23 protein-coding genes are annotated in these 24453 nt (G+C 40.2%); 12 read left to right on the forward strand and 11 right to left on the reverse strand.

Annotated features, from left to right (window positions below; all coding sequences use genetic code 11):
• Positions 1-118: DNA-binding protein (locus tag M998_RS09025; protein ID WP_282956434.1), on the reverse strand; the 118-nt coding region annotated here is incomplete at its 3' end.
• 136 nt (positions 119-254) lie between these two features.
• Complete coding sequence (locus M998_RS09030; protein ID WP_068908537.1) at positions 255-602, reverse strand: DNA-binding protein; 348 nt, start codon at positions 600-602, stop codon at positions 255-257.
• A 517-nt stretch (positions 603-1119) separates the two neighbouring features.
• On the opposite strand from M998_RS09030, the gene M998_RS09035 reads away from it, so the two are divergent.
• On the forward strand, positions 1120-1392 hold the full coding sequence (locus M998_RS09035; protein ID WP_068908539.1) for a helix-turn-helix domain-containing protein: 273 nt from the start codon (positions 1120-1122) through the stop codon (positions 1390-1392).
• Between the two features lie 68 nt (positions 1393-1460).
• On the opposite strand, the gene metC is transcribed toward M998_RS09035, so the two are convergent.
• The gene (metC, locus tag M998_RS09040; RefSeq protein ID WP_068908540.1) at positions 1461-2633 is read right to left on the reverse strand and encodes a cystathionine beta-lyase; all 1173 of its coding nucleotides are present in this window, start codon (positions 2631-2633) and stop codon (positions 1461-1463) included.
• 223 nt (positions 2634-2856) lie between these two features.
• On the reverse strand, positions 2857-3795 hold the full coding sequence (gene mdh / locus M998_RS09045) for a malate dehydrogenase (RefSeq protein ID WP_068908542.1): 939 nt from the start codon (positions 3793-3795) through the stop codon (positions 2857-2859).
• Positions 3796-4290: 495 nt separating this feature from the next.
• On the opposite strand from mdh, the gene argR reads away from it, so the two are divergent.
• Both argR and M998_RS09055 read left to right on the forward strand, forming a co-directional pair.
• Positions 4291-4761 carry a transcriptional regulator ArgR gene (gene argR / locus M998_RS09050; protein WP_068439877.1) on the forward strand — a complete coding sequence of 157 codons (471 nt, stop codon included), beginning with the start codon at positions 4291-4293 and terminating at the stop codon, positions 4759-4761.
• A gap of 117 nt (positions 4762-4878) precedes the next feature.
• On the forward strand, positions 4879-5280 hold the full coding sequence (locus M998_RS09055; RefSeq protein ID WP_068908544.1) for a DUF6122 family protein: 402 nt from the start codon (positions 4879-4881) through the stop codon (positions 5278-5280).
• 61 nt (positions 5281-5341) lie between these two features.
• Here the strand turns inward: M998_RS09055 and mpl are convergent, their stop codons facing one another.
• Positions 5342-6721, reverse strand: a complete 1380-nt coding sequence (gene mpl, locus M998_RS09060) for a UDP-N-acetylmuramate:L-alanyl-gamma-D-glutamyl-meso-diaminopimelate ligase (protein WP_068908546.1) — start codon at positions 6719-6721, stop codon at positions 5342-5344.
• Between the two features lie 161 nt (positions 6722-6882).
• Between mpl and fbp the strand changes: the two genes are divergently transcribed.
• Together fbp and ppa are read left to right on the forward strand one after the other, a co-directional pair.
• Positions 6883-7890 carry a class 1 fructose-bisphosphatase gene (gene fbp, locus M998_RS09065; protein WP_068439872.1) on the forward strand — a complete coding sequence of 336 codons (1008 nt, stop codon included), beginning with the start codon at positions 6883-6885 and terminating at the stop codon, positions 7888-7890.
• 335 nt (positions 7891-8225) lie between these two features.
• Positions 8226-8756 (forward strand): inorganic diphosphatase, encoded by a 531-nt coding sequence (ppa, locus tag M998_RS09070; protein WP_068439871.1) that lies wholly within the window; start codon positions 8226-8228, stop codon positions 8754-8756.
• 110 nt (positions 8757-8866) lie between these two features.
• Here the strand turns inward: ppa and M998_RS09075 are convergent, their stop codons facing one another.
• The 3 genes from M998_RS09075 to tamA are packed head-to-tail and all read right to left on the reverse strand — an operon-like array spanning position 8867 to position 14736.
• Positions 8867-9214, reverse strand: coding sequence for a gamma-glutamylcyclotransferase family protein (locus tag M998_RS09075; RefSeq protein WP_068439870.1), 348 nt, complete (start codon positions 9212-9214; stop codon positions 8867-8869).
• Positions 9215-9217: 3 nt separating this feature from the next.
• The gene (gene tamB / locus M998_RS09080) at positions 9218-12997 is read right to left on the reverse strand and encodes an autotransporter assembly complex protein TamB (protein ID WP_068908548.1); all 3780 of its coding nucleotides are present in this window, start codon (positions 12995-12997) and stop codon (positions 9218-9220) included.
• Positions 12994-14736 carry an autotransporter assembly complex protein TamA gene (gene tamA, locus M998_RS09085; protein ID WP_068439868.1) on the reverse strand — a complete coding sequence of 581 codons (1743 nt, stop codon included), beginning with the start codon at positions 14734-14736 and terminating at the stop codon, positions 12994-12996. Before tamA ends, tamB begins: the two co-directional genes overlap by 4 nt.
• A gap of 132 nt (positions 14737-14868) precedes the next feature.
• On the opposite strand from tamA, the gene msrA reads away from it, so the two are divergent.
• Positions 14869-15498: a peptide-methionine (S)-S-oxide reductase MsrA gene (msrA, locus tag M998_RS09090; protein ID WP_068908550.1), complete on the forward strand. Its 630-nt coding sequence runs from the start codon at positions 14869-14871 to the stop codon at positions 15496-15498.
• 438 nt (positions 15499-15936) lie between these two features.
• Positions 15937-17292: a polyamine export protein PaeA gene (paeA, locus tag M998_RS09095; protein ID WP_068908552.1), complete on the forward strand. Its 1356-nt coding sequence runs from the start codon at positions 15937-15939 to the stop codon at positions 17290-17292.
• 119 nt (positions 17293-17411) lie between these two features.
• Here paeA and M998_RS09100 read toward each other — a convergent pair whose 3' ends face one another.
• The gene (locus M998_RS09100) at positions 17412-17618 is read right to left on the reverse strand and encodes a stringent response modulator YtfK (RefSeq protein WP_068441615.1); all 207 of its coding nucleotides are present in this window, start codon (positions 17616-17618) and stop codon (positions 17412-17414) included.
• A 300-nt stretch (positions 17619-17918) separates the two neighbouring features.
• On the opposite strand from M998_RS09100, the gene M998_RS09105 reads away from it, so the two are divergent.
• Positions 17919-18494: a YtfJ family protein gene (locus tag M998_RS09105; protein ID WP_068441613.1), complete on the forward strand. Its 576-nt coding sequence runs from the start codon at positions 17919-17921 to the stop codon at positions 18492-18494.
• A 194-nt stretch (positions 18495-18688) separates the two neighbouring features.
• Here M998_RS09105 and qseC read toward each other — a convergent pair whose 3' ends face one another.
• Together qseC and qseB are read right to left on the reverse strand one after the other, a co-directional pair.
• The gene (qseC, locus tag M998_RS09110) at positions 18689-20044 is read right to left on the reverse strand and encodes a quorum sensing histidine kinase QseC (protein WP_068908554.1); all 1356 of its coding nucleotides are present in this window, start codon (positions 20042-20044) and stop codon (positions 18689-18691) included.
• Positions 20044-20703 (reverse strand): quorum sensing response regulator transcription factor QseB, encoded by a 660-nt coding sequence (gene qseB / locus M998_RS09115; protein WP_068439862.1) that lies wholly within the window; start codon positions 20701-20703, stop codon positions 20044-20046. Before qseB ends, qseC begins: the two co-directional genes overlap by 1 nt.
• 176 nt (positions 20704-20879) lie before the next feature.
• Here qseB and M998_RS09120 point away from each other — a divergent pair, with 176 nt between their 5' ends.
• The 4 genes from M998_RS09120 (at position 20880) to mqo (ending at position 24404) form a co-directional block, all read left to right on the forward strand.
• Positions 20880-21299, forward strand: coding sequence for a YgiW/YdeI family stress tolerance OB fold protein (locus M998_RS09120; RefSeq protein WP_068439861.1), 420 nt, complete (start codon positions 20880-20882; stop codon positions 21297-21299).
• Between the two features lie 137 nt (positions 21300-21436).
• The gene (locus M998_RS09125) at positions 21437-22033 is read left to right on the forward strand and encodes an NUDIX hydrolase (protein WP_068439859.1); all 597 of its coding nucleotides are present in this window, start codon (positions 21437-21439) and stop codon (positions 22031-22033) included.
• Positions 22034-22505: 472 nt separating this feature from the next.
• The gene (locus tag M998_RS09130) at positions 22506-22901 is read left to right on the forward strand and encodes a cupin domain-containing protein (protein ID WP_068439857.1); all 396 of its coding nucleotides are present in this window, start codon (positions 22506-22508) and stop codon (positions 22899-22901) included.
• A gap of 9 nt (positions 22902-22910) precedes the next feature.
• On the forward strand, positions 22911-24404 hold the full coding sequence (gene mqo, locus M998_RS09135) for a malate dehydrogenase (quinone) (RefSeq protein WP_068908556.1): 1494 nt from the start codon (positions 22911-22913) through the stop codon (positions 24402-24404).
• Positions 24405-24453: the final 49 nt, after the last annotated feature.

The following is a 24453-nucleotide window of genomic DNA, read 5'->3' on the forward strand; positions in this document are numbered from 1 at the left end:
CGGTTTTACGGCGATTTTTCCATCCTTCCCTTCTCGCCATCAAGTTAACCCCTTGAGGTGAAGTAGGAAGACCTTCTAACCCTGCCAATTCTTTCGCAGTGAACCACAATTTTTTCATATTTTCACTTTCACGCTTATTTATGAAGCCCGCTGTTGTTATAGCTGTACGAGATCGTTATCTGATAAGAATATCTTTAGATCAAATATAGTATTATTTTTATATATTAATTATTTACATCTTAAGAGTTTGTAAATTATTTCTTATTAATTAAATCAACTAATGCTAAAGCACCTTTACGCATAATGAATGTGACGATTATTTCGCGTTCACTATTTGAAAGCTGATTGTATGCTTCCTGCCAAATATAGGCATTATCATTTCGTTTAGCTTGATATATCGCGGGTGTTTCATTAACAAAGTTGCGTTCAAAAATATCGCTGGGCAAAGAGCTGATATGGTATTCCAACGCTTTACCTTGAACCCCTCTTCTTTTTCGAAAAATCCAGTTTTCCCGCCTCGCGACACCATTAATACCTTGTGTTGTCATTGGAAGCCCTTGCATCCCAGCCAGCTCTTTTGCTGTTAACCATTCCTTGTACATATCAGACCCTCCTAGCCATAATCACTACTTAGTATCAGTTGCTGAAAATTCCCTTTATTTTCTTAAAACTCCATATAGTGATTCAATTCTTATTAATAATGCTTAATAATAATAAATAAAACATATATGTTATTTACATTTTAATTTCTTTTAATAACAGTTAATTGAATAACCTTTTACTAATATTTATAAGAGTTTTATTGAATACTCAGCATATATTATCAATACAAGTAATACATACCATTAAATACGCTTTTTTTCTAACTACTCAAGAAGAGTTAGTTTTATTTTCAAAGTCTTAGCTTAATTCACAGTTATAACAGCTCGCTTTCTAATTTTTTCATAAAAACAACGATAGTTTCATAAAACTGAACTTTAAGAAAAATTTAGAAATATTTTTGAGAAATATCTGTTATTTTATTTCCAATAACAGGAAGGTTGTACTGAATGTATCACAATATCCTGTTACATGTACGACTAACTCTACATGATTCTGAGTGAAAAAAGGACTAAAAAAATGATTTTACGGAAATCGGACTGGCATCCAGCAGATATCATCGCAGCTTTACGTAAGCGTGGAACAACACTTGCCGCAATTTCGAGAGGCGCTGGACTAAGTTCATCAACGCTTGCCAATACACTTTCACGACCGTGGCCAAAAGGGGAATGGATCATTGCAAATTTTCTAGGAATACACCCATCTGAAATTTGGCCTAGCCGCTATTATGACAGCATTACAGGTGATTTATTAGAAAGAAAAGTTAGAGAAAAAACACAGAATTCAGATTGAGAACAGATAAAAGCCGTAAGCAATAAAGTATTTAAGCTACGGCTTTATTTTTTATATCGTCTTAGTATTTATTTCATACGGGCAAAACCATCCGCGAGATCCTGTTTTAAATCATCTAGATGCTCAAGACCTATCTGTAGTCGCAATGTTAATCCCCCCGGCTCCCATGACGTCACCGTACGGTATTCTGCGCAATTGAACGGAATGATTAGGCTTTCAAAACCACCCCATGAATAACCCATTCCAAAAATAGAAAGCCCATCTAATAAACTGACAATATTTTCTTGGGTATATTTGGGATCAAGAACAATCGAAAATAAGCCTGAAGAACCAGTAAAATCACGCTTCCAAATTTCATGACCTGGACAATCAGGAAATGCGGGGTGTAATACTCGGATCACCTCGGGTCTTGCTTTTAACCAATGTGCGATATCAAGCGCCCGAGCTTGGGCTTCTTTCAAGCGGATCGGCAAAGTACGTAAGCCACGCAGTGCTAAAAAACAATCTTCAGCTCCCGGTAGCATTGCCATGTAATCATAGGTTTCGCGGAGCTTTGGCCACCATATCTTGTTGGCAGAAACAATCCCCATAAGTAAATCCGAGTGTCCACCCAAATATTTTGTCCCAGCTTCCAACGAAATATCACAACCAAACTCATGAGCACGGAAAAATAATGGAGTTGCCCATGTATTATCAATAATGGTTGCCACATTATGGCGCTTTGCGACTGTAACGATCGCAGGAACATCTTGAATCTCAAAACTTTGCGATCCCGGAGACTCTAAAAAAATCGTACTGGTATTTGGCTGAATTAATGATTCGATGCCTTCCCCTATCATAGGATCATAATAAGTTGTTGTGATCCCCATTTTATCGAGTAATCCACGGCAAAAATTGCGTGTTGGCCGGTAAACACTATCTGGCATTAATAAATGGTTGCCCGTTTTCAATGTGGTTAGTAAGGCGAGTACAATTGCCCCTAATCCTGATGGCGATAATACAGTGCCTTCTGCACCAGCGAGTGCTGACCAAGCCTGCTCTAGGCTTTTAATTGTCGGTGTGCCTGCGGTACCATAATTAAACTCGGCTCGATCGTTGAGTAATGCATCAACGGTTGGAAATACAACGGTTGATCCTCGATAAACAGGCGCGTTAACAAAGCCGGCTTGTTTAGCCGGATCTCTGCCAAGCTGAGTTATTTGTGTATCGATGTGAAACTCAGAAACGACTTTTTTATTCATGAGATCCTCTCGTCAATATCATCACTTATTCGAAAAATTTAAAAAAAAGGGGAAAGGCATAACAATACACCAAAAAATATGCTGAACCCAAATTCAAGGATTGCGGGAAAAATGACTTATTCGCCACTAATACAAAAAGTAAAAGCCAAATAAAAGGCTGGATTCTAAAATAGAAACCCAGCCTTATTTTATCGACGACTCTATAAAAATGGATTAATTGGCATTAGCCATTAATGAATTTTTCACCGAGCGCAATATCACCTTTCAATACATCTAGCATTTCTTCGAGGGCTTTTTTCTCGAATGCGCTTAGCTCGCCAATTGGTAGGTGTTTTTCAATACCATTCTTACCTAAAAGTACCGGTTGTGCGAAGAAACGAGCGTGTTTGCCTTCACCTTCAGTGTAGACGCACTCAACAACGTTGCTTTCACCTTGCAGACCACGGATCAGAGATAAACCAAGGCGTGCTGCCGCTTGGCCCATAGACAGTGTAGCCGACCCGCCACCCGCTTTCGCTTCAACAACTTCAGTACCCGCATTTTGGATACGTTTAGTTAATGCTGCAATTTCTTCATCAGTGAAGCTAACACCCTGAATTTGAGATAGCAGAGGCAGGATAGTGACACCTGAGTGACCACCAATAACAGGCACTTCGATTTCGCTCGTTTTCTTGCCTTTTAATTCAGCAACAAACGTATTTGAGCGAATGATATCAAGTGTAGTCACACCAAATAAGCGATTTTTATCGTAAACGCCTGCTTTTTTCAGTACTTCAGCGGCAATAGCAACTGTCGTATTCACTGGGTTAGTGATAATACCAATCAGGGCTTTAGGACAAGTTTCAGCAATTTGCTGAGTCAGGTTACGCACAATACCTGCGTTAACATTAAACAGGTCAGAGCGATCCATACCTGGCTTACGTGCCACGCCCGCAGAAATAAGAACAACATCCGCACCTTTTAGTGCTGGTTTTGCATCTTCGCCAGCAAAACCAACAACTTTAACATCTGTTGGGATGTGGCTAAGATCAGCGGCGACACCCGGAGTAACCGGCGCGATGTCATAAAGGGAGAGTTCTGAACCTGCTGGAAGCTGGTTTTTGAGAAGAAGGGCTAGAGCCTGACCGATACCACCTGCTGCACCTAGGACTGCAACTTTCATTCTGAAACTCCTTAATTTGTACTTTCAAAAAAATATGAATTTATCTAATTATGCACTAATACACATTACGTATAAAAAACAATTTCTTAACAGATATAGAGAGATGTTAACGCGAGATAATATGCTTATTGATATTCACTATTCTAAACAAATTCCTTATCTGTTAATGAGATAACGGGCACTTTTTTAACAAATAGTTTTTCTCACTATTGCATTTCGCACAATAAGTTGTTTTCACTGGCGATTAATTCATCGAAAACAAATTTATTAACAATAAAATTACAACATTTAGCTTATAAATTCATTGATACTCTATGCTAAATATTCACAGTATCTATTTAAGTTAAGTATTTTTATTCACTGTAAAATAGGTAGGATCATTTTAAAAATGTTACCTAAACTCGGTTATAAAATCATCATAACGCAATTTTGTTGCATAAAAATGCACTTTTATCGATAATACAACTCAGTTTAATGCCGAAGAATGGGTTAATTATGCGCACACCGTCTAAACAAGAAGATTTGGTTAAGGCTTTTAAAGCCCTACTTAAAGAAGAGAAATTTAGCTCTCAAGCTGAGATCGTTATTGCTCTTCAAGAACAAGGCTTCGAAAATATCAATCAATCTAAGATTTCCAGAATGCTGACTAAGTTTGGTGCAGTTCGCACTCGTAACGCAAAAATGGAAATGGTCTATTGCCTGCCAACTGAACCGGGTGTTCCTACTGCCACCAGCCCACTTAAAAACTTGGTACTCGATATTGACTACAACCACTCAGTTGTTGTTATTAGAACGAGTCCAGGTGCAGCACAGCTTATCGCCCGTTTATTAGATTCCTTAGGAAAAGCTGAAGGCATTCTTGGCAGTATTGCGGGTGATGACACTATTTTTTCTACGCCAGCAAAAGATTTTTCGACGCTAGAGTTATATGAGGCAATTTTAACACTGTTTGACCAAGAGCTTTAATCTGTCTAAAAGCGTTCAAAAAGCATAACTCGTTTATTAATAAGGGGGAGAATAGTCTATTTTCCCTTTTTGTTTTTTTAGTTATGCCCTCTTTTATTTCGTCTTAGAGATTTCATTGTGATATTCGAAATTTTTAGAAATATTGTACATTATGGTTTTCATTTTGTAGTACCCATCTTATTTGGCTACTTATTTTGGCGTAAAAATTGGAAACTGGCGGCATTGTTGATGATATCAACAATGGCTATCGACCTTGACCATCTTTTAGCAACACCTATTTTTGATCCTGACCGTTGCGGCATTGGTTTTCATCCAATGCATACCGTTTGGGCGGCAATTGGCTACGTTTGTTTGTTCTTCTTCCCATCATGGAAATTAAAAGCAATTGCAGTAGGGTGCTTATTTCACTTAGTGACTGATTCTATTGATTGCTATATGGGAAGTTTAAAGCAGAGCGAAAACGTGATTTTTTTAAGTTGTTCGAGCCCGCAAGAGACAAGATGGGATATTTCACTCTAATAACGATTTTTTGATCATGAAAAGGGAAAGCGTCACTTTCCCTTTTTTCATTAAATAAACCTTAATCTTCGACTTTCGATTCCGCTTTATTTTTTAATCCAGTCAGCAATTTACCATGAATATCACCAAAACCACCGTTACTCATCACAAGGATGTAATCTCCCGGTTGGGCTGTTTCGATAACCATGTTAGTCAATGCATCGATATCCGCACTCCAACGAGCAGGCTGTACACAATGTTCAGCAATATCCGTCACCATCCAAGGAATGTTGGCAGGTTGGAATAAGAACACTTCATCTGCACGACCTAATGCTGGTGCAATATCGTTTTTATTGATCCCCATTTTCATGGTATTTGAACGAGGTTCAAGTACAGCAATAATACGTGAAGTTCCGCCAACTTTGCTGCGTAATGCTTCTAATGTTGCTAAAATTGCCGTTGGGTGATGAGCGAAATCATCGTAAACACTCACTCCGTGCTCAACACCACGTAACTCAAGACGGCGGCGAGCATTGATAAATTTATCCAAAGCAAAACACGCCTCTTTCGCAGGCACACCCACATGGTGCGCAGCCGCAATCGCCATCAAGCCATTTTGGATATTGTGATTACCTACTTGTGACCAGTTAACTTCGCCCACTTTTTCCTGCTGATAATACACTTCGTAGTGGCTACCATCATGGTTTAATTTTTTGGCCTGCCATTCACCGTTTTCGCCTACCAGCTCTTGTTCACTCCAACACCCCATACCCATAACCTGCTTAAGATTATTGTCGTTATCTGGCATAAAGATTTTGCCGCTTCCCGGCACGATGCGAACAAGATGATGGAATTGTTTTTGAATTGACTCTAGGCTTTCAAAAATATCAGCATGGTCAAACTCTAGGTTATTAAGCACCAGTGTTTTTGGGCTGTAATGAACGAACTTAGAGCGCTTATCAAAGAAGGCACAATCGTATTCATCGGCTTCAATAACGAAAAATGGGCTTTCACCAATTTGTGCGGAAGCTTCAAAATTCCCGGGAACACCGCCGATCAGGAAACCGGGCTTGTAGCCGCAATCTTCAAGGATCCAGGCCAACATACCTGCTGTTGTTGTTTTACCATGGGTCCCTGCTACCGCTAAAACCCAACGCTCTGGAAGGATATGGTCATGCAGCCATTGAGGACCAGAAGTATAAGGTATGCTTCTTTCTAACACCGCTTCAACACAAGGGTTTCCACGGGTCATTGCATTACCAATAACCACCATATCTGGCACAGGATCGAGTTGCACGGGATCATAACCTTGAATGAGCTCAATTCCTTGTTTTTCAAGCAAAGTACTCATCGGTGGATATACGTTTGCATCAGAGCCTGTCACTTTATGACCTAATGAACGAGCTAATATCGCTAAGCTTCCCATAAAGGTGCCGCAGATACCTAAAATATGTATGTGCATTCTTTTTCATCCAATAGCATGAGGTTTGTCACTATTCTACCCATCAATAGCCTATTTATAAATGCATTAACCTATTAATCTTTTTTTAATTTAGTTAAACTCCACGCGCGAGGGTAAATTTGCCCCGCAAACCTCTGTCAATTTTATTCAGGACCTTCGTCATGAAAACATTAGGCGAATTCATCGTCGAAAAGCAACAAGATTTTTCTCATGCAACAGGAGAACTGACATCCTTACTGTCAGCAATCAAACTGGGCGCTAAAATTATCCATCGTGATATTAACAAAGCTGGACTTGTAGACATTCTTGGCACTAATGGTGTCTCGAATATACAAGGTGAAGTCCAGATGAAGCTCGACCTGTATGCAAACGAAAAGTTGAAAGCGGCTTTGAAAGCTCGCGGAGAAGTAGCCGGTATCGCCTCTGAAGAAGAAGACGAAATTGTCATTTTCGAAGGTGACCGCGCAGAAAACGCTAAATACGTTGTTTTAATGGACCCACTCGATGGTTCTTCAAACATCGATGTAAACGTTTCCGTTGGTACTATCTTCTCAATTTATCGTCGCATTACGCCAACCGGGCAATCGGTTACTGAGGCTGATTTTCTACAGCCTGGTCATCGCCAAGTCGCTGCAGGTTACGTAGTTTACGGCTCTTCAACCATGTTGGTTTACACCACAGGTTATGGCGTTCATGCATTCACCTACGACCCTTCTTTGGGTGTTTTCTGTCTTTCTCACGAAAAAGTGATGTTCCCAGCAGAAGGCAAAATGTACTCCATCAATGAAGGTAACTACATCAAGTTCCCTATGGGCGTTAAAAAGTATATTAAATACTGCCAAGAACAAGATGAAGCGACAGGTCGCCCTTACACCACTCGTTATATTGGCTCATTAGTGGCTGATTTCCATCGTAACTTGCTCAAAGGGGGAATTTATATCTACCCAAGTACCGCAAGTCATCCGAATGGAAAACTACGCTTACTGTATGAGTGCAACCCAATTGCCTTCCTAGCAGAACAAGCTGGCGGTAAAGCAAGTGATGGCGCTAACCGTATTTTGGATATTATCCCAACCGAATTGCATCAACGCGCTCCTTTCTTTGTTGGTACTGAAGCAATGGTAAACAAAGCAGAATCATTTATGCGTGAGTTTCCAGATACTGAATAATCTCATTTATTCAACTGATGTAAATACTCAAAATAGTTCAAGATGTATGTAGGCGACAAGCCAAACTACCGGTCAAATAGGTAATTCAGGTCGCTGAATATAGTCAACAATCATGCAACTTAAAGTATCGAGAGCATCAATATCAAGGCGGGCTAGTCCCGTCTTCTTTATTTGATATTCGCTTTTTTCAATGAATTCGTCCTTCTTTACGGCTATAATATTCCCCACGTTACCTGCACTAAACAATTAACGCTGTCAAAAATGCAAAAAACCAATGCATATACAGCTTAAATAGTGGTAGGTAGATTGATTATTCACACAAAGGATGCATTCTAATGGGCCTGAACAATGTACCGGCAGGTAAAGATCTGCCTGAAGATATTTACGTTATCATCGAAATTCCTGCAAACGCAGATCCTATCAAATATGAAGTTGATAAAGACTCAGGTGCGCTGTTTGTAGACCGTTTCATGTCTACTGCGATGTTCTATCCATGCAACTATGGTTACATCAACAATACACTGTCTTTAGATGGTGACCCTGTTGACGTACTCGTCCCTACTCCTTACCCATTACAACCGGGTTCAGTAATTCGTTGCCGCCCAGTTGGCGTGCTTAAGATGACGGATGAAGCAGGCGAAGATGCTAAATTAGTCGCTGTTCCACACTCTAAGCTAAGCAAAGAATACGATCACATTAAAGATGTGAACGATCTGCCTGAATTACTGAAAGCTCAAATTACTCACTTCTTTGAACATTACAAAGATTTAGAGAAAGGTAAGTGGGTTAAAGTTGACGGCTGGGAAGATGCAAGCTCTGCGAAAGCCGAAATCATCGAATCTTTCGAACGCGCAGCGAAAAAATAATTTATCCTTTTTAGGGTAATCAAGGTTCTGGGCTAAACACCAGAACCTTTTTTTTGTACGCTATCGTAATAAAACGCCGGCAAACAGCCGGCGTTACTGGTCAAACAGGATTAACTTTCTTCATCACGCTTGAGCCAATCACCGCTCTTAATATGGCGCAAGCCTTCAACAGAATGCCGATAAAGATAAATCCAAGCATTACCATAAGGCGTTGGAATTAACTCTCTGACATAATCTTGTGAGTTTTTCTTTAGCTCATCAAGCTCTGTTAGAATGGAAGGATTAATGCGATAAACTTCACATTCAATCGCCCCATTCCCTTTTACGACGGCGGGGAAATATCCAAGATCGTAAAGTTCATAGCCCTCGAGCTTATACTCACCCAAAAGTTGAGCATAAGTCATCCAGTGATGATTTCCCTGCTTGCGCCTTAAACTGCCATAAACAATTACACGCATAATTTAAAACTCAAATTGGTAAAGGAGATCCAAGGCCTGATTGACACCAGACACAGCTTCTAAATAAAGTTTTGGCATTAATCGATAGCGTAAAGTTAAGGTTGCCAGTGAATCAAAAATCCCAACGCCATATTTAACTTGTAGGTCATTGGTAATTTTTCCACTCACCACAACTTGGGAGCCATCTCCGACCCCTTGCGTATCCACAGCCAAATCAGATACAGCAAATGTCTCACCTATTTTACCAACCAGTTGTCCACTTTGTGCGACGCCGAGGCCAATTAACATAGATGTCATCTGGGATCCATTCGCATCACCACTTTCTAAGCCTTCCCCTCTTAATAAATAAGAAAGAGCTTCTTGTTGTGTCTTGGCGGGTTCTGAGAATATATCGACTTTTGGTTTATCTGCAAGTCCTGTCACCTTAACACCCGCAATAACATCATCTGCGGTATTATCCGGATTACGAATAGCTTCAAGATTCAAGAAAGGTTGATCCGCAGGACCAGAGAACTGAATCAGCCCTTTACGTACCAGCAAGTCTTGCCCATAAGCGCGGAAACGCCCTGATGGGATATCCACTTGACCATTCAAGCTAAGTCCTTGCTTATTTTGTGTGACTTTCAATAAACCGGTTAACCGCGCTTTTAAGCCAAACGCATCCAGCCTAACATCATTACCAATTTTAATATCCAAATTTGTTTGGATTGGAATAGACGGTGCTTTTTCGGCGATGGGCTGTAAATTACTATCGAGCATAACCACATCAGAAGAAGCACTTACCGCTGACTCAGGAAGTTCCTGTACGGTAATACGAGCCCACGGTATGGTAACACTGCCATTGAGAGTCATTAACGTTGGTGATGCTTCAAAGGTTAAGTCCGGCTGTACATCAATTTGTATCATTGGCGGCAAGGAAACACGTAAGTTATTCCCTCGAGCCATTACCGTTGCACGCCATGCATCCACTTGACGCCAATCGGCATCACCATCGATATTCAGGTAACCTTCCGGCGTGTTGATCTGCCCATTCATTACCGAGCTAGTACCATTAAAGGTGATCCCTAAACGGCCACTTTTAATATCAAAAGGGATCATTGCCGACTTAACTTCGAGATTTGATAAGGACAAACTGCCATTCATCAATGGGTTATTCGCGGAACCACTCAAACGCAAGTTAGCATTTAAATTACCATTGGCAACTTCTTTTTGGCCTAATAGCGGTTTAATTAAATCCAACGTAATTGAATTAATTTCGATATTACCTGCAAGCAAACGTCTTTTCTCTATATCAGAGATTTGAACATTCCCTTTGAGCTGACCATTATTGGCTATCTTAAATAACCAATTCAGATCCGCTTTGCCATTCTTCATTGCCGCATTTAATGTTAGCGTTTGAAATTCTAACGGTAAGCGGGCACCATCAACAAATTGAGTCGCTTTGACCCCGTCACCTTTTAACGCTAGCTTCACTTGCGGCATGCTACCATCATCTTTCCAGATAGCATTGGCGTTTCCGCTAAACACCCCATTAACTCGAGTATCCTTTGGCATAAACGGCTTAATCATTGCTAAATCAAAACGTTCAAGCACAATATCGGCACTACCGCTTTTACCGGCTTTAATCGGTTTTGGCACACAAAGACGGGCATTTGGATTGACCCAACAATGAGTTCCAACCACCACTTCTTGGGATTGGTTAGAATAATTCAGTGACATGGCTTTATTGAGTCGCCATTCGCCCACAACGGTTTCAAATAGCGTATTACTCAAGGACCCCTTCCAAACCTCAGTTTGGCGATCAAAACTTCCCGCTAAGGCTAATTGGCCTGAAACAGGCTCACCTTTCACATTAAGCTTTAATGTATGCTGTTTTTCACTGCCTTTTGCATCAAGGGTTAAGTTACTAATAACAAGATCAGCTTGTCTTAACTGACGTAAAACAACAGAGAGATCCCCTTTGATTTGTTCACCCGAAGCGACATTTCCTTTAATAACGACATTTTCGATGGAAAGGTCATTTTGCCATTTCACGCCGCGAGCAGTCAGATCCACAAGCGCTTCTGGCGTTTGCAAATTACCGCGTAATTTAACATCACCAGCAATTACGCCTGCCAGACCTGGTAATAAACCATTTAAGCCCGGCGCGTTAATTTTGGCATCAAGGTTCCATTTCTCAGCAAGAGAACCTTTAACATCAATATGGTTTTTACCCAAGGCTAAATTAAATTCAGGAATATCCCACTGACCGGCCGCATTTCCTTTTGCCTTACCTCGTGCTTTTAATGGGTTATTTTTAACATTACCATCAAGTGCAATTTCAGGGATTTCCAGCTGCCAACTACCACCATATAGACTTCCGCGAGTTGCGACCTTACCATCGACTTTTGCTGGCCATTCGGGCCATTGTTTTGCCGTATTAATCCCAGATAAAGTCAGCACCGCGTTCCAACTGATGGCTTTACTCCAATCAGCAACGCCAGTGATATCAGCATTACCTTGTAAAGCGGCTAAGCGTAAGCGAGTAAGGTTGATTTGCTCTTCATTACCTTTGGCATCCAGCATCAACGTTGAAGGGGGTAAATCTTGCCCTGTTATCGCCGATCGCAGCGATAAATCATAGGCTGATGGATGCCCATTTAGGCGCAGACGGGTTCCATCGAGTTGATATTGTGCATCACCCACCAGCGGCCAAGTCAATTTTTGACTTTCGAGGGTGAGCAATATCGGTAAGTCGGCTTGACTTAGATCGGTTTGTGCATCTAATTTTGCATTAATAGGGCCATTTAAATTTAAAGCTAATTTGAGTTCATCTAATAAGCCACCTTTGAGTGACAAATCAATTTTTTGCCCACTCAAATCTTCTAAACGACTTTCACCGACCATAGACAGAGAGACGGGCCATTTATCTTTTAATGTGGCTGTTCCAGATAACGAAACTTTGCCTTCTGGCGCATCCACTGCGAGTTGTTTCAGTAAGACATTTTGTCCCGTATTGGAAAGCTTCAAATTCAGGCTGTTGATCGTAACCTCGGTGCCGCCCTTTAACTGAAAATTCGAGGCATTTATGCCTTCCACATCAAGGTCGACCGGTAAAATAATTTCCGGTAACTCGGCCAGCAAGGGTTTAGCGAACAGCGTTTTTAATTCATCACCAAGTGATTTTTGTTCGTTGATAGGTATCTCAGATTCAGCTGGCTTGACTTGCACGTCTTCAGCCGCTTCCGTCACCGGTAAATTAATCGCCAAATCAATAATATCAGTTGGAATAATCGTTATTGCCTTACCTTCCCACGTTATACCAGTAGAAAATTTAGCTAAATCGATATCCATTCCATCAACACTAACATGGGTAGAAACCAACGATAATTGACTTAAACGGATAGTTAATGGCGCTTTAAGCTCAGTTAATGGCTCTGATGGAGGGGTTTCTTCTGAAGGTGGAAACTGAGTGGTGTCAATATTAACAGTGACATTATCAGTAGTCAGTGCATCAATGCATAATTCACGACTTGTTAAGCATTTTAAGCGAGCGGCAAGATGCAATTTTCCAGCGTTAACATCTACCCCTGGCATTTGGTATTTTACGCCAGACAGCGTTAAATCATTGATATCCCCATCAATCGACTCAATGGTTAATTCAGGAACAAAGCGGGTTGCGGTGTTTAATGCAAAATGTAAACCTGATTGCGTCCCTAAAACCCAGCTTAATATAGCAACGATCAGAACAAGAATTAATAAAATGGAAATGCTTGTCCATTTTAACCACTTCATCCATTTCATAGTTCTGTCCCCAAACCGATATAAAACTGAATTTTATCGTTATTTGAATCACCAATTGGTGTTGCTAAATCAAATTTAATAGGCCCGACAGGGGAAACCCAGCGGATACCAATACCTGCACCGGTTTTAAAATCACTGTCTTTGATATCATTGACGGCTTCACCGCTATCAATGAAAGTCGCGCCCCACCAATTCCCTGTAAAATTATATTGGTATTCAACGGATCCAACTGCCAGTTTTGATGCCCCAGTTAATTTACCACGATCATTTTCAGGGGAGATTTTTTGATATCCATAACCACGGACGCTGCCATCACCACCGGCGAAGAAACGTAAGTCAGGTGGAACTTTGTCAAAATCATTGGTTTCAATCCAGCCTAGATTACCGCGAACCACAAATCGATGACCTTCCCATGGCGTTCGTATCCATACATGTTTGGTTTGTAATACAAGAAATTCAATATCTGAACCCCATATTTTATTCGAGTAATCAACCGAATAACGTTGGCTATCCCCCCATGTTGGCATCACGCCACCACGCTGGCGAATACGACTTACATTCGCACCAGGATAAAGCAACATGGTGGTATTGGTGACGTTAGCTTGGGTAAAGTTACTGAGCATCCAGCGCATGTTTACCCCGTATTGCCAACCGCTCGAGTAATCCCAATTGCGTGACACGTTTAAGGTGGTGGTATTGGCTTGAGTATCGTTCAAGTCTGTGCGTTTAAACCCACCCTGAACTGCATAATATTGCTCTAATGGGTTCGCTTTTAAGGGTATTTTATAGCTAGCATCAATGATTTGCTCAGGTTGAGATAAACTAATACTGGAGGTTAAGCTTTGGCCTCGTGAATTTATCCATGGTTTATTCCATGTGGATTTAAGTTTAGGCCCTACATCTGTCCCGTAACCACCACCAAGTTCAATAAAGTTTTTTGCCCGAGGTACCATCACCCCTTCCATTGGCAGCTCATCGGAGCCTTCTGCTCTCGCTTTAACAATATTAGGCGTCACGATAGCAGAGGTAAACCAACCCGTTTCCGCTAATCGGCGGTTAAATTCGGCTAATTGCTCAGAGGTGTAATATTCACCTTCTTTAAAAGGAGAAAGGTTATTTAGATAGTCTTCACGAATTTGTGAACCTTGATAGGAGATCGACCCAAAGCGGTAACGCTCACCACTATTGAAATCAAAATCCCAATAAGCGGCATGGTGATCAAGGGAAATCCCTAACTGGCTTTTCTCCATAATGGCATCAAAATAACCTTTACGGACAGCAAGACCACTAAATTTCCCTTTAAAATCTTCATACTCCCCATCGTTTTGGATCGTGCCATCTTTAGGCGTATTTCTTTTGATCATTTTTTCATAATCAGGATCGGTTTTTGCACCACCTTGTAACTCCACCTTCACACCTTGAACTAAAATAGGTTCACCCGGTGTTACTTTTGCCGTTAATACTGATCGAGCAGGTGGGGTATTTTCCTGATAACTAAATTCAACGGTGGGTTCGTAATAACCGAGCGGCTTTAACCCTTCTTTGATTGCTTTCTCGACTCGAGCACGAAAACGCCCATTTGGGACAACCTCATCTTGTGTAATATTCGATAATTGTACGCGGACATTTTGATTAAGTTGCCCTTCAATCCCTTCAATATTAAGACGAAGATTCGCAGCATATGCCACCGGTATTGTCGCAGTTAAGCAGAGAAAACAGATTATAGGGTATTTCGACACGCCTGCTCCTGAGGTGATTGATAGATTGACTAAAGGCTTCATATCAATTTATTTTGAGTAATATTAGTCAGAGACACAAGTTTTTATCCCATTATTTAAATTATTTGTGTATTAACACATATAGGATCCATTATGCCATCTAATAAATTTCACTCTGTTAATATGTCACAAGCACTGCCTGGCAGGCAGCTCGCTATGCAGTGCTCACCATACCATGCAGTGAACCATCATTCGATCGAGATTATTCCTAAGAATATGGAAGTTGCCTACTTTGCAATGGGCTGCTTTTGGGGTGTTGAACGCTTATTCTGGCAAAAAACAGGGATTTATTCCACCTCTACTGGCTATTGTGGCGGTATTACACCAAACCCAACGTATGAAGAAGTTTGCTCAGGCCAAACTGGTCATACAGAAGCAGTACGTGTTGTTTTCGATCCACAGGTAATTAGTTACGCTCAACTTTTAACCTTATTTTGGGAAAATCATGACCCTGCACAAGGTATGCGCCAAGGGGGTGATATTGGCACTCAATACCGCTCTGCAATCTATACAGTCTCTGATGACCAACTTAGACAAGCAGAAAAAACCCGACAAGATTACCAACAAGCGATGGATAACCAAGGCGATCATCGACACATCACCACCGAAATAGCCCCTCTTGATGTGTTTTATTTTGCTGAAGACTATCATCAACAGTATCTCTATAAAAACCCAAATGGCTATTGTGCGCTCGGTGGAATCGGTGTTTGTTTACCGCAATAATGACACCAAAAGGCATTACGCATGAGTGGTCAATATTCTAAATAATTCGCATTGTAGCTAGGCGGCAAATGAAAGCATCTTGGGGAGCATACACAAGTATGTGACTTGGGTAGCCGAATGAAGCCTACACCCCTACAATACGTATTATGACGAATATCCATATTCTAAATAATTCCAGTTGTAGCTAGGCGGCAAATGAAAGCATCTTGGGGAGCATACACAAGTATGTGACCCGAGTGATTGAATGTAGGCAACAACGCTACAGCTTGAATTATGACGAATATCTAGCCAGATAATTTAACTGAATGCTATACTACTAACCAACTAACTAGCGCATACCGCGCCACTGTATATTTACTTAATAAATATATTTACTCGATAGGATGCCTTCAGGGGTTATTGAATAATCTCGTTGATGAAGATGTATCTGGATAACCTATGCTTAACAGTTTATTGATCGTTCTTTTATTATGTGCAATTAGCGCATTCTTTTCTTTGTCAGAAATTTCACTGGCAGCCTCTCGCCGTATTAAACTTAAACTGATGGCCGATGAAGGCAATATTAATGCAGCTCGCGTGCTTAAATTACAAGAAATACCGGGCATGTTTTTTACGGTAGTTCAAATTGGCCTTAACACTGTTGCTATTTTAGCGGGTATTGTTGGGGAATCCGCTTTTGCCCCCGCATTACAAGAATTCTTTATTCACTTCTTATCACCAATTTGGGCACAGCAAAGTGCATCAATTATTTCTTTTACTATCGTAACTAGCTTATTTATTTTAGTTGCTGACTTAATTCCTAAACGTATCGGTATGGTAAAGCCTGAAGCAATAGCAACCCGAATTGTTAACCCCATGCGTTTTTGTTTGATTGTCCTTAGCCCCCTCGTCTGGTTTTTTAACGGCCTTGCTAACCTTACTTTCAAACTATTCAAATTACCGATTGCTCGCAATGAAGACATCACATCTGATGATATTTTTGCGGTTGTTGAAGCGGGTGCCGTAGCGGGTGTTTTACGCAAACAAGAACATGAATTAATCGAAAATGTCTTCGAACTCGAGTCACGTACCGTTCCTTCCGCAATGACACCCCGTGAAAATATTATTTACTTTGATAAATATGAATCCGAAGAAAGTATTAAACATAAAATATCAACTCAGCCACACTCTAAGTTTCTTGTATGTTCTGAAGATATTGACCATGTAATTGGTTATGTTGAATCTAAAGAGTTACTTAATCGCGTACTTAATGGGCAAAGCTTATGTTTGCAAGATGGTGTACATATACGAAGTACATTAATGATCCCGGATACGCTTTCTTTATCCGATACACTTGAAGCCTTTAAACACAATGCCGTGGATTTCGCTGTTATTCTTAATGAATATGCATTGATCATGGGTATCATCACTATCAATGATGTCATGATTACCTTAATGGGTGATTTAATTGGCCCGGGGCAAGAAGAACAAATCGTAGTTAGAGACGAGAATTCATGGCTGGTTGAAGGTGGTACACCGATTGAAGATGTCCAACGTATCTTGAATATTGATGACTTTCCAGACTTTAGTAATTATGAAACGATTGGTGGTTTCATGATGTACCGATTGAGAAGAATGCCTAAACGCACAGACTATGTAAAATACGCAGGCTACAAATTTGAAGTCGTTGATATTGATAACTACAAGATTGATCAGCTATTGGTCACTCGTATTACATCTGTACCAGGGCCTGTTGTTATTCAACCTGGAAAAAATAGCACTGAAACGGCTGACGCAAAAAATACAGAACATTGATATTACTGGTTGCGAAGCCGCTTCTGTTAACCCAATATTTTTAACTCATGCGCCACTTGTCTGTGGCGCTTTTGTTAACCAAATAGTTAATTAATGATTTAACCTATTTAGATTAACGACTACCCTAACTCCGCCTGTAGCAAAAGTACCTGTTTGTTAACCTCGCTCATCACATTGTAGTGCCGTTTATCACTGATTTTGGGTGGTAAGATTTTCCCATAGTTGAACTCGAAAGCCCCCATATCCTTTATATAGAGCCTGCCACTGAAAAGTGTTTTGACATAAAGCGCAATCTTAGATGGGTTGTAACGGTTAAAAATTTTCATTAGAACTTTTCTCCCCTTTGTTCTTACGATATTCAATAACTCATACCGTTCACTAATCATAGACCAGAAATTTCTATTTTGGTTCTAAAATTGCAGTTTTATTCAATCCCCTTACAGAAAATGACACTGTCAAATATCTGTTAATGACCCGATAAACTTTGTGTTTATGCTGAATTTTAAATAATTGTTAATTTTTTACATGCAACTCATCCGATGAGCTATGCTGTAAGTACAAATATGATAAATAGTCACTCTCATCTATAACACCCTGCAATTCAAATGATGATTAAAGGTATCCTTATGATAAGAACATTTTTATTTTTGATCTGTTTAGTTGGTCTATCTTCAACTGCATTATCTAGTAACATACTATCAAATCAAACAGTTAAACCTGTTTCAGTTATCGATAAAGGGGAACTGATTTTAACTAATGAAGGGAAACTAAATTATCAACCTTGGACAAGTCAGCAGCTCGAAGGAAAGGTCCGTACTATTCAGCATATTGCTGGACGCTCAGCGGCAAAAGAATTAAATGCACCGTTAATTGAAGCGATTAAACAAGCTAAACTTCCCCATGATACCTACCAAACGACAACAATTATTAATACTGATGATGCCGTTTTTGGCACTGGTGTTTTCGTTAAAAACAGTGTTGAAGATAGTAAAAAAGAATTTCCTTATTCGCAATTTATTGTTGACAGTGACGGTGTAGTCAAAGATGCATGGAGTTTATCGCCTGAAAATTCAGCTATTATCATATTGAATAAACAAGGAAAAGTTTTATTCTTTAAAGAAGGAAGCCTCACTGCAGCTGAAATTGACAAAGCTATTGGTTTATTAGTTTCTGAACTCGCTAAAGAACAAAATCTAAAATAAACACTTTAGCTGAGTATGTTTTTTTAAAGGCATGCTCAGCTATTTTCTTCCCAATAAGTGAAAAATATTAATAGTGAAAGATCGCTGTCATCCAATATTGTTAAAACAGCGCGTTATTCTAAAATAGCCACATTAACAATATGCATAATTAGCTTTATTTTTTTAATAACTAATCAAAATCATACCATTTAAAACTATTTATTTTTCCAAAAAATAGTGACACAAAAGCCCCCATTCTTCATATTTGAAAACGTGAGTTGAAGGTTATGTAATTGTGCAATACGTTTTGCAATGGATAGCCCCAAACCACTTCCCGTTTTTTCCTGACCTGGAGGTCGATAAAAACGCTCCCCGAGTCGACGTAAAACATCAGGAGTGACGCCAATACCATTATCTCTAACTTCGAGACGTTCAGAATACAAAACCAGTTCAACTTCTCCCTGCTCTTTACCGTAATGAATTGCATTGTGAAGTAAGTTTCGAAGTAGCACACTAAGTAACAACGGCTGCCCAGAAAAGAGGGGGGGTTCCTCAATTATCGTGGTTTTAATTTTGACATGATGCGCTTTCGCCTCAGCTGCGAGGTCATTTACTGATAACGCAATCAATGATGGCCAAGATACCTGCGCAACATCTTCTAGCAAAGTGGAAGACTCCAGCCTTGATAACATCAATAATTGGTCAACTAGCCGAGTGGCTCTATCAATTCCTTCAGATAAATTTGCCACTGCATGTTGCCGAATGGCATCATCACTTCCTGCGATTTGTACCACTTCTGTTTGAACCTTAAGTGCCGCAAGCGGGCTACGCAACTCATGCGCTGCATCGGAAGTAAATTGCCGCTCGCGAGTAAACATTTGATTAATTCGTTCAAATAGTGCATTAAGTGCATCCAAAATAGGCTTGGCTTCGCTGGGTATTCTCGCGACTTCAATCGCACTTAGCTCATCAGGCTGACGATGTACCAATTGCGTAGCAACATCACGTAATGGTTTCAATGCCCGAGTTAAAAGCCATAAGAATAAAATCAACATAACAGGCAACGCTACTAACCAAGGAATAAATTGCGCTACCATAATATCTGCGGCCATATCTTGCCGGTAATCCCACTCCTGCCCAACCACAATGATGTATTGCCCATCAACTGATTTTAACCAAACAAAGCGCCAAAGGTCATCACTGCCATCAACATAACCTTCCGTAAATCCTTCTCGTTTATAAAGAAAAGGTATTTTTCTGCCATTGTCCCCGTCGTTGAGAACTCGCTCACCACTTGGCGTGAAAATAGCAAAAGCCAGAGCATCATCATCTTGGCTACCCCGATTTTTACGCAATAATTTTTTAGTTTTTACTAAAGATGGCGTGCTTAATTCAAGGTCAGAAGGCAATACAGACAACCGCTTAGCAAAGGCCATTTGTTGGGTGTCAAAGAGTTCATTAATCGTCTTATAAGTCTGATACCATGCAAGAGAACTTGCGATCCCCCATGTCATCAAAGCTAACAGAAGCAGTGTTAAGGTTAATTTCAGTCTCAGGCTGAAAGTTTTCATTACAAATCACCTAATCGATACCCAATGCCATGGATGGTGCGGATAAATTTATTACCTAATTTACGCCTTAAATGGTGTATATGAACTTCAACAGAGTTACTCGATACTTCTTCATCCCAGTTGTAGAGCTTTTCTTCAATTAGTGCCCGTGAAAGCACTTTATTTGGGTTATGCAGAAACAGAGACAATAACGCAAACTCTTTTCCTTTTAGCTGGATGGGTTCTCCCTGAAAAGTCACCGTCATAGCAATAGGATCCATTTCAACATCACCATGAGTTAATTTAGGGGATAATTGTCCACTACGGCGGCGATTTAGCGCCTGTAAACGGGCAGCCACTTCAACCAAAGCAAAAGGTTTACACAGGTAGTCATCCGCTCCTTGCTGCAAGCCTTGAACACGTTGATCGAGCGCATCCCTTGCGGTTAAAATCAAGACGGGTTCATCACGTCCTTCTTTTCGCCAATGCTTTAAAATATCTAGGCCATCAATAGTCGGAAGCGATAAGTCGAGCACAACCGCATCATAAGGTGCATCAAATAAAGCAACTTGCCCTTGCTTACCATCCATAAACCAATCAACCGTAAAACCGAGCTGGGTTAAACCGACTTTTAATCCATCACCAATTAACCTGTCGTCTTCAACTAAAAGAATACGCATATTTCCCTCCGAATCGGAATATTATTATATTTATCGTATAAACTAGAAGATGACTAGCTATTATAAGCTAAACCGAAAATATATTTTTTTATTAACGCGCTTAAGATTCTGTTAAGATTTACTTGCTTTAATACACTCCATAAAGCAAGTTTACGTCACAAATGGAGATTATACTGATGAAAAAATTACCTTTAATTGCCTTAGTCGCAGCACTCGCTACTGCACCAGCTTTCGCTAATACCGCATCAAATAATAATGCGATAAACGGCGGATTTAATGGCCCTGGTACAGTGACAAATACCCAGACTCAATCAGGTGGTTTTTCTGGCCCAAATGAAAGCCAAACAACCGTGGCTAAAGCGCTCGAAATGTCAGATGACAGCTGGGTTATTCTGCAAGGGACTATTGTTAAGCAGTTAGATAATAAACATTACGAATTTACTGATGGAACAGGCAGTATTACGCTAGAAATCGATCACAAACGTTGGAATGGTGTGAATGTGACACCTAAAGATAAAGTCGAAATTCGCGGTAAAATCGATAAAGACTGGAATTCACGAGAAGTTGAAGTTAAACAAATTCAGATAATGAAATAAACAATACTTCATTCAGCAATAAACGCTAAAGGTAAGATGGTAACCCCGTCTTACCTTCTCTATTTTATTTTCCCTCTATTTCTCCAGCCAATCAATGATGTTAGATTAATTGTCATCACTCTCTCTTAGGCCTCAATATGTCTACAAAACAGCCTCAAATTCGCAATATCAGCGAAAAATTACTTTCAGACAACTGGTACATCCTAAAAAAATACACCTACGAATTACAATTGCGCAATGGAAGTTGGCAAAAGCAAGAGCGTGAAGTGTATGACAGAGGCAACGGTGCGGTGATTTTGCTCTATAACAAAATAAAAAATAGCATTATTCTTATTCGCCAATTTCGTATGCCGATGTATGTAAATGGTTATCAACATTTTTTAATTGAAGCCGCCGCAGGATTACTCGATAACGCCTCTCCTGAAGAACGTATTATTGCCGAGGCAGAGGAAGAAACTGGCTTTAAAGTCGATAAAATAGAAAAAGTTTTTGAGGCATTTATGAGCCCGGGTTCAGTCACTGAAAAACTTTATTTTTATATCGCTGAATATAATGAACAAAATCGCCAAAGCTCTGGTGGCGGGTTGGTTGATGAAGGCGAAGACATTGAGGTATTAGAGTGGCCATTTCCTAAAGCCCTCAATGCGATTAAAACGGGTGAAATTGTTGATGGCAAAACAATTATGCTAATACAACATCTAGCACTTAATTCTATTTTAAAAAACAATTTTTAGTCGTAAATATATCGTTCTATTTTTATATTCTCTTCTTGCCAATTAGCGAGAAGAGAAACATATCATCAAAATAAGACCATAGAGAATGAAAGATAAAATAAATTAAAATCAATGAATTAAAATAAATTTATTAATATTTCAAGACTATCATCCTAATTGTATCATCAATAAATGGCAATGCAGTTTCATTCATATTTATTTAACCGTGCTAGAGCCTGATAAACGCAATAATACTTTTGACCTTATGAATAAAAAACCTTAAATTTAAAGGCATCATTATATTTTTTTAATATCTTCATATTAAGATAGAGCAAATAACCTAATTAATTTTAATTATAGGTAAGTGTTATTTTTAAAAATAGGTATACCGGAAATAGTTTGATTTTCAGGGCGACTGAGCGTAGCCAATACCCCTAAAAATCGAAAAACAACCGGTACATGATGAATTATTTTAATCTAGGAGCGAGACAAGATGATACGTTGCATTCGTATGTGGACAGGCCAAGATGGTAACTCGCTGTTTGAAGAAGGCACAATAGAGCTTAACAGCGTTCCCAATACAGAGGGGGATAGCCAAACCCCACCCATCGCCGTGGGTGAGCTTACCTTTCGTGAAACAATTTCAGGGGGCTCGTTCGACTGGCATAAAGACCCCGTTCCTCGTTATGTCATCACCCTCTCCGGTACCTTAGAATTTGAAACTAAAGATGGATCAAAATTTATTATTAATCCCGGTGATATTTTACTTGCACAAGACAATACCGGTTCAGGCCATAAATGGCGCTTAATTGGTGATGAGCCTTGGCGACGCGCTTATGTTGTGTACCAAGAAGGCACTGATTTGCGTTTTACTCCGACTAAAAAATAGGGATTTTCCATGAACAAACCCGTTTCAGAACATGTTGATATCGCCCTAATCGGTGCAGGTATCATGAGTGCAACCCTCGGGACATTCCTTAAAGAACTCGAACCTTCCTTGAATATTGCAGTATTCGAACGATTAAATGACTGTGCACAAGAAAGTTCACATCCATGGAATAATGCCGGAACCGGTCATGCGGCAAACTGTGAGATGAACTATACGCCGCCTAATCCTGATGGCACCGTTGATATCAGTAAAGCCCTTGAAGTGAATACTGAATTCGATTTATCACGTCAATTATGGTCGTACCTTGTTGCTAAAGGCAAAATCAAAAATCCTCGTGATTTTATTCATCCTTGCCCACACATGAGCTTTGTATGGGGTGAAGATAATGTCAAATTCCTCCAACAACGTTTCCGCCAAATGTCTGCCCATCATTGCTATCACAATATGGAATACAGCGATGACCCTAAGCAGATAAATGAGTGGGCTCCCCTGATCATGGAAGGACGGGATCCAAAAGAAAAAATTGCCGTCACCCGTGTCATCACCGGAGCCGATGTGGATTATGGTGCATTAACGCATTTATTAATGGCGCAATTGAGTGACCAGACCGGCTTCGCACTGCACTATAAGCATGAGGTTATCGATGTCAAACAAGCTTCCGATGGCAGATGGAATATTGAAGTTAAAAACTTAATAACCCATGAAAAATCGATTACCTCCGCTAAGTTTGTTTTTGTTGGAGCGGGTGGACGCGCTATCGAACTTTTGCAAAAATCAGGTATTCCTGAAGGAAAAGGTTTCGGTGGATTCCCCGTTAGCGGTATTTGGTTACGCTGCGACGATGAGAAAATTGCGGCTCGCCATCATGCAAAAATCTATGGTAAAGCAGACAAAGGCTCACCCCCGATGTCCGTTCCACACTTGGATACGCGAATTATTGGCGGTAAACGCTCTTTGCTGTTTGGCCCTTATGCCGGTTTCTCAAGTAAATTCCTCAAACATGGCTCTTATTTAGATTTATTTGAGTCGGTGAAACTAAATAATATTGAGCCTATGTTAGCGGTCGCTAAAGATAACTGGGCACTAGCCGAATACTTAGTCGGTCAAGTGCTACAAACCTCGGCACATCAATTTGCTATGCTGCAACAATTTTATCCAGAAGCACAGCATGAAGATTGGAAAGAGGTAGTTGCAGGCCAACGTGTGCAAATCATCAGGCCGGGTCAGGACAAAAAAGGCGTACTTGAGTTTGGCACTGAGCTTATCACCAGTGCAGATAAATCATTTACCGTATTAATGGGCGCATCACCGGGTGCATCAACTGCAGCCTATATTTCATTAAATATATTGAAAGAATGTTTTAAAAATGAGTTAGATACCAATGGCTGGGAAACTCGCTTGAAAGCGATCATTCCAACCTATGGCATTGATTTAAAACAAGATGCGAAAGCCTGCTTAGATATTCGTACGGCAACAGCAAAAGTGCTGCAATTAGATAATTAATTGTCTTAAGAATGAGGTTGGGTAAATAATTGCCCAACCTCTGTTGAGC

Origin of the sequence: Providencia heimbachae ATCC 35613, assembly GCF_001655055.1 — a bacterium.
Lineage (GTDB): Bacteria > Pseudomonadota > Gammaproteobacteria > Enterobacterales > Enterobacteriaceae > Providencia > Providencia heimbachae.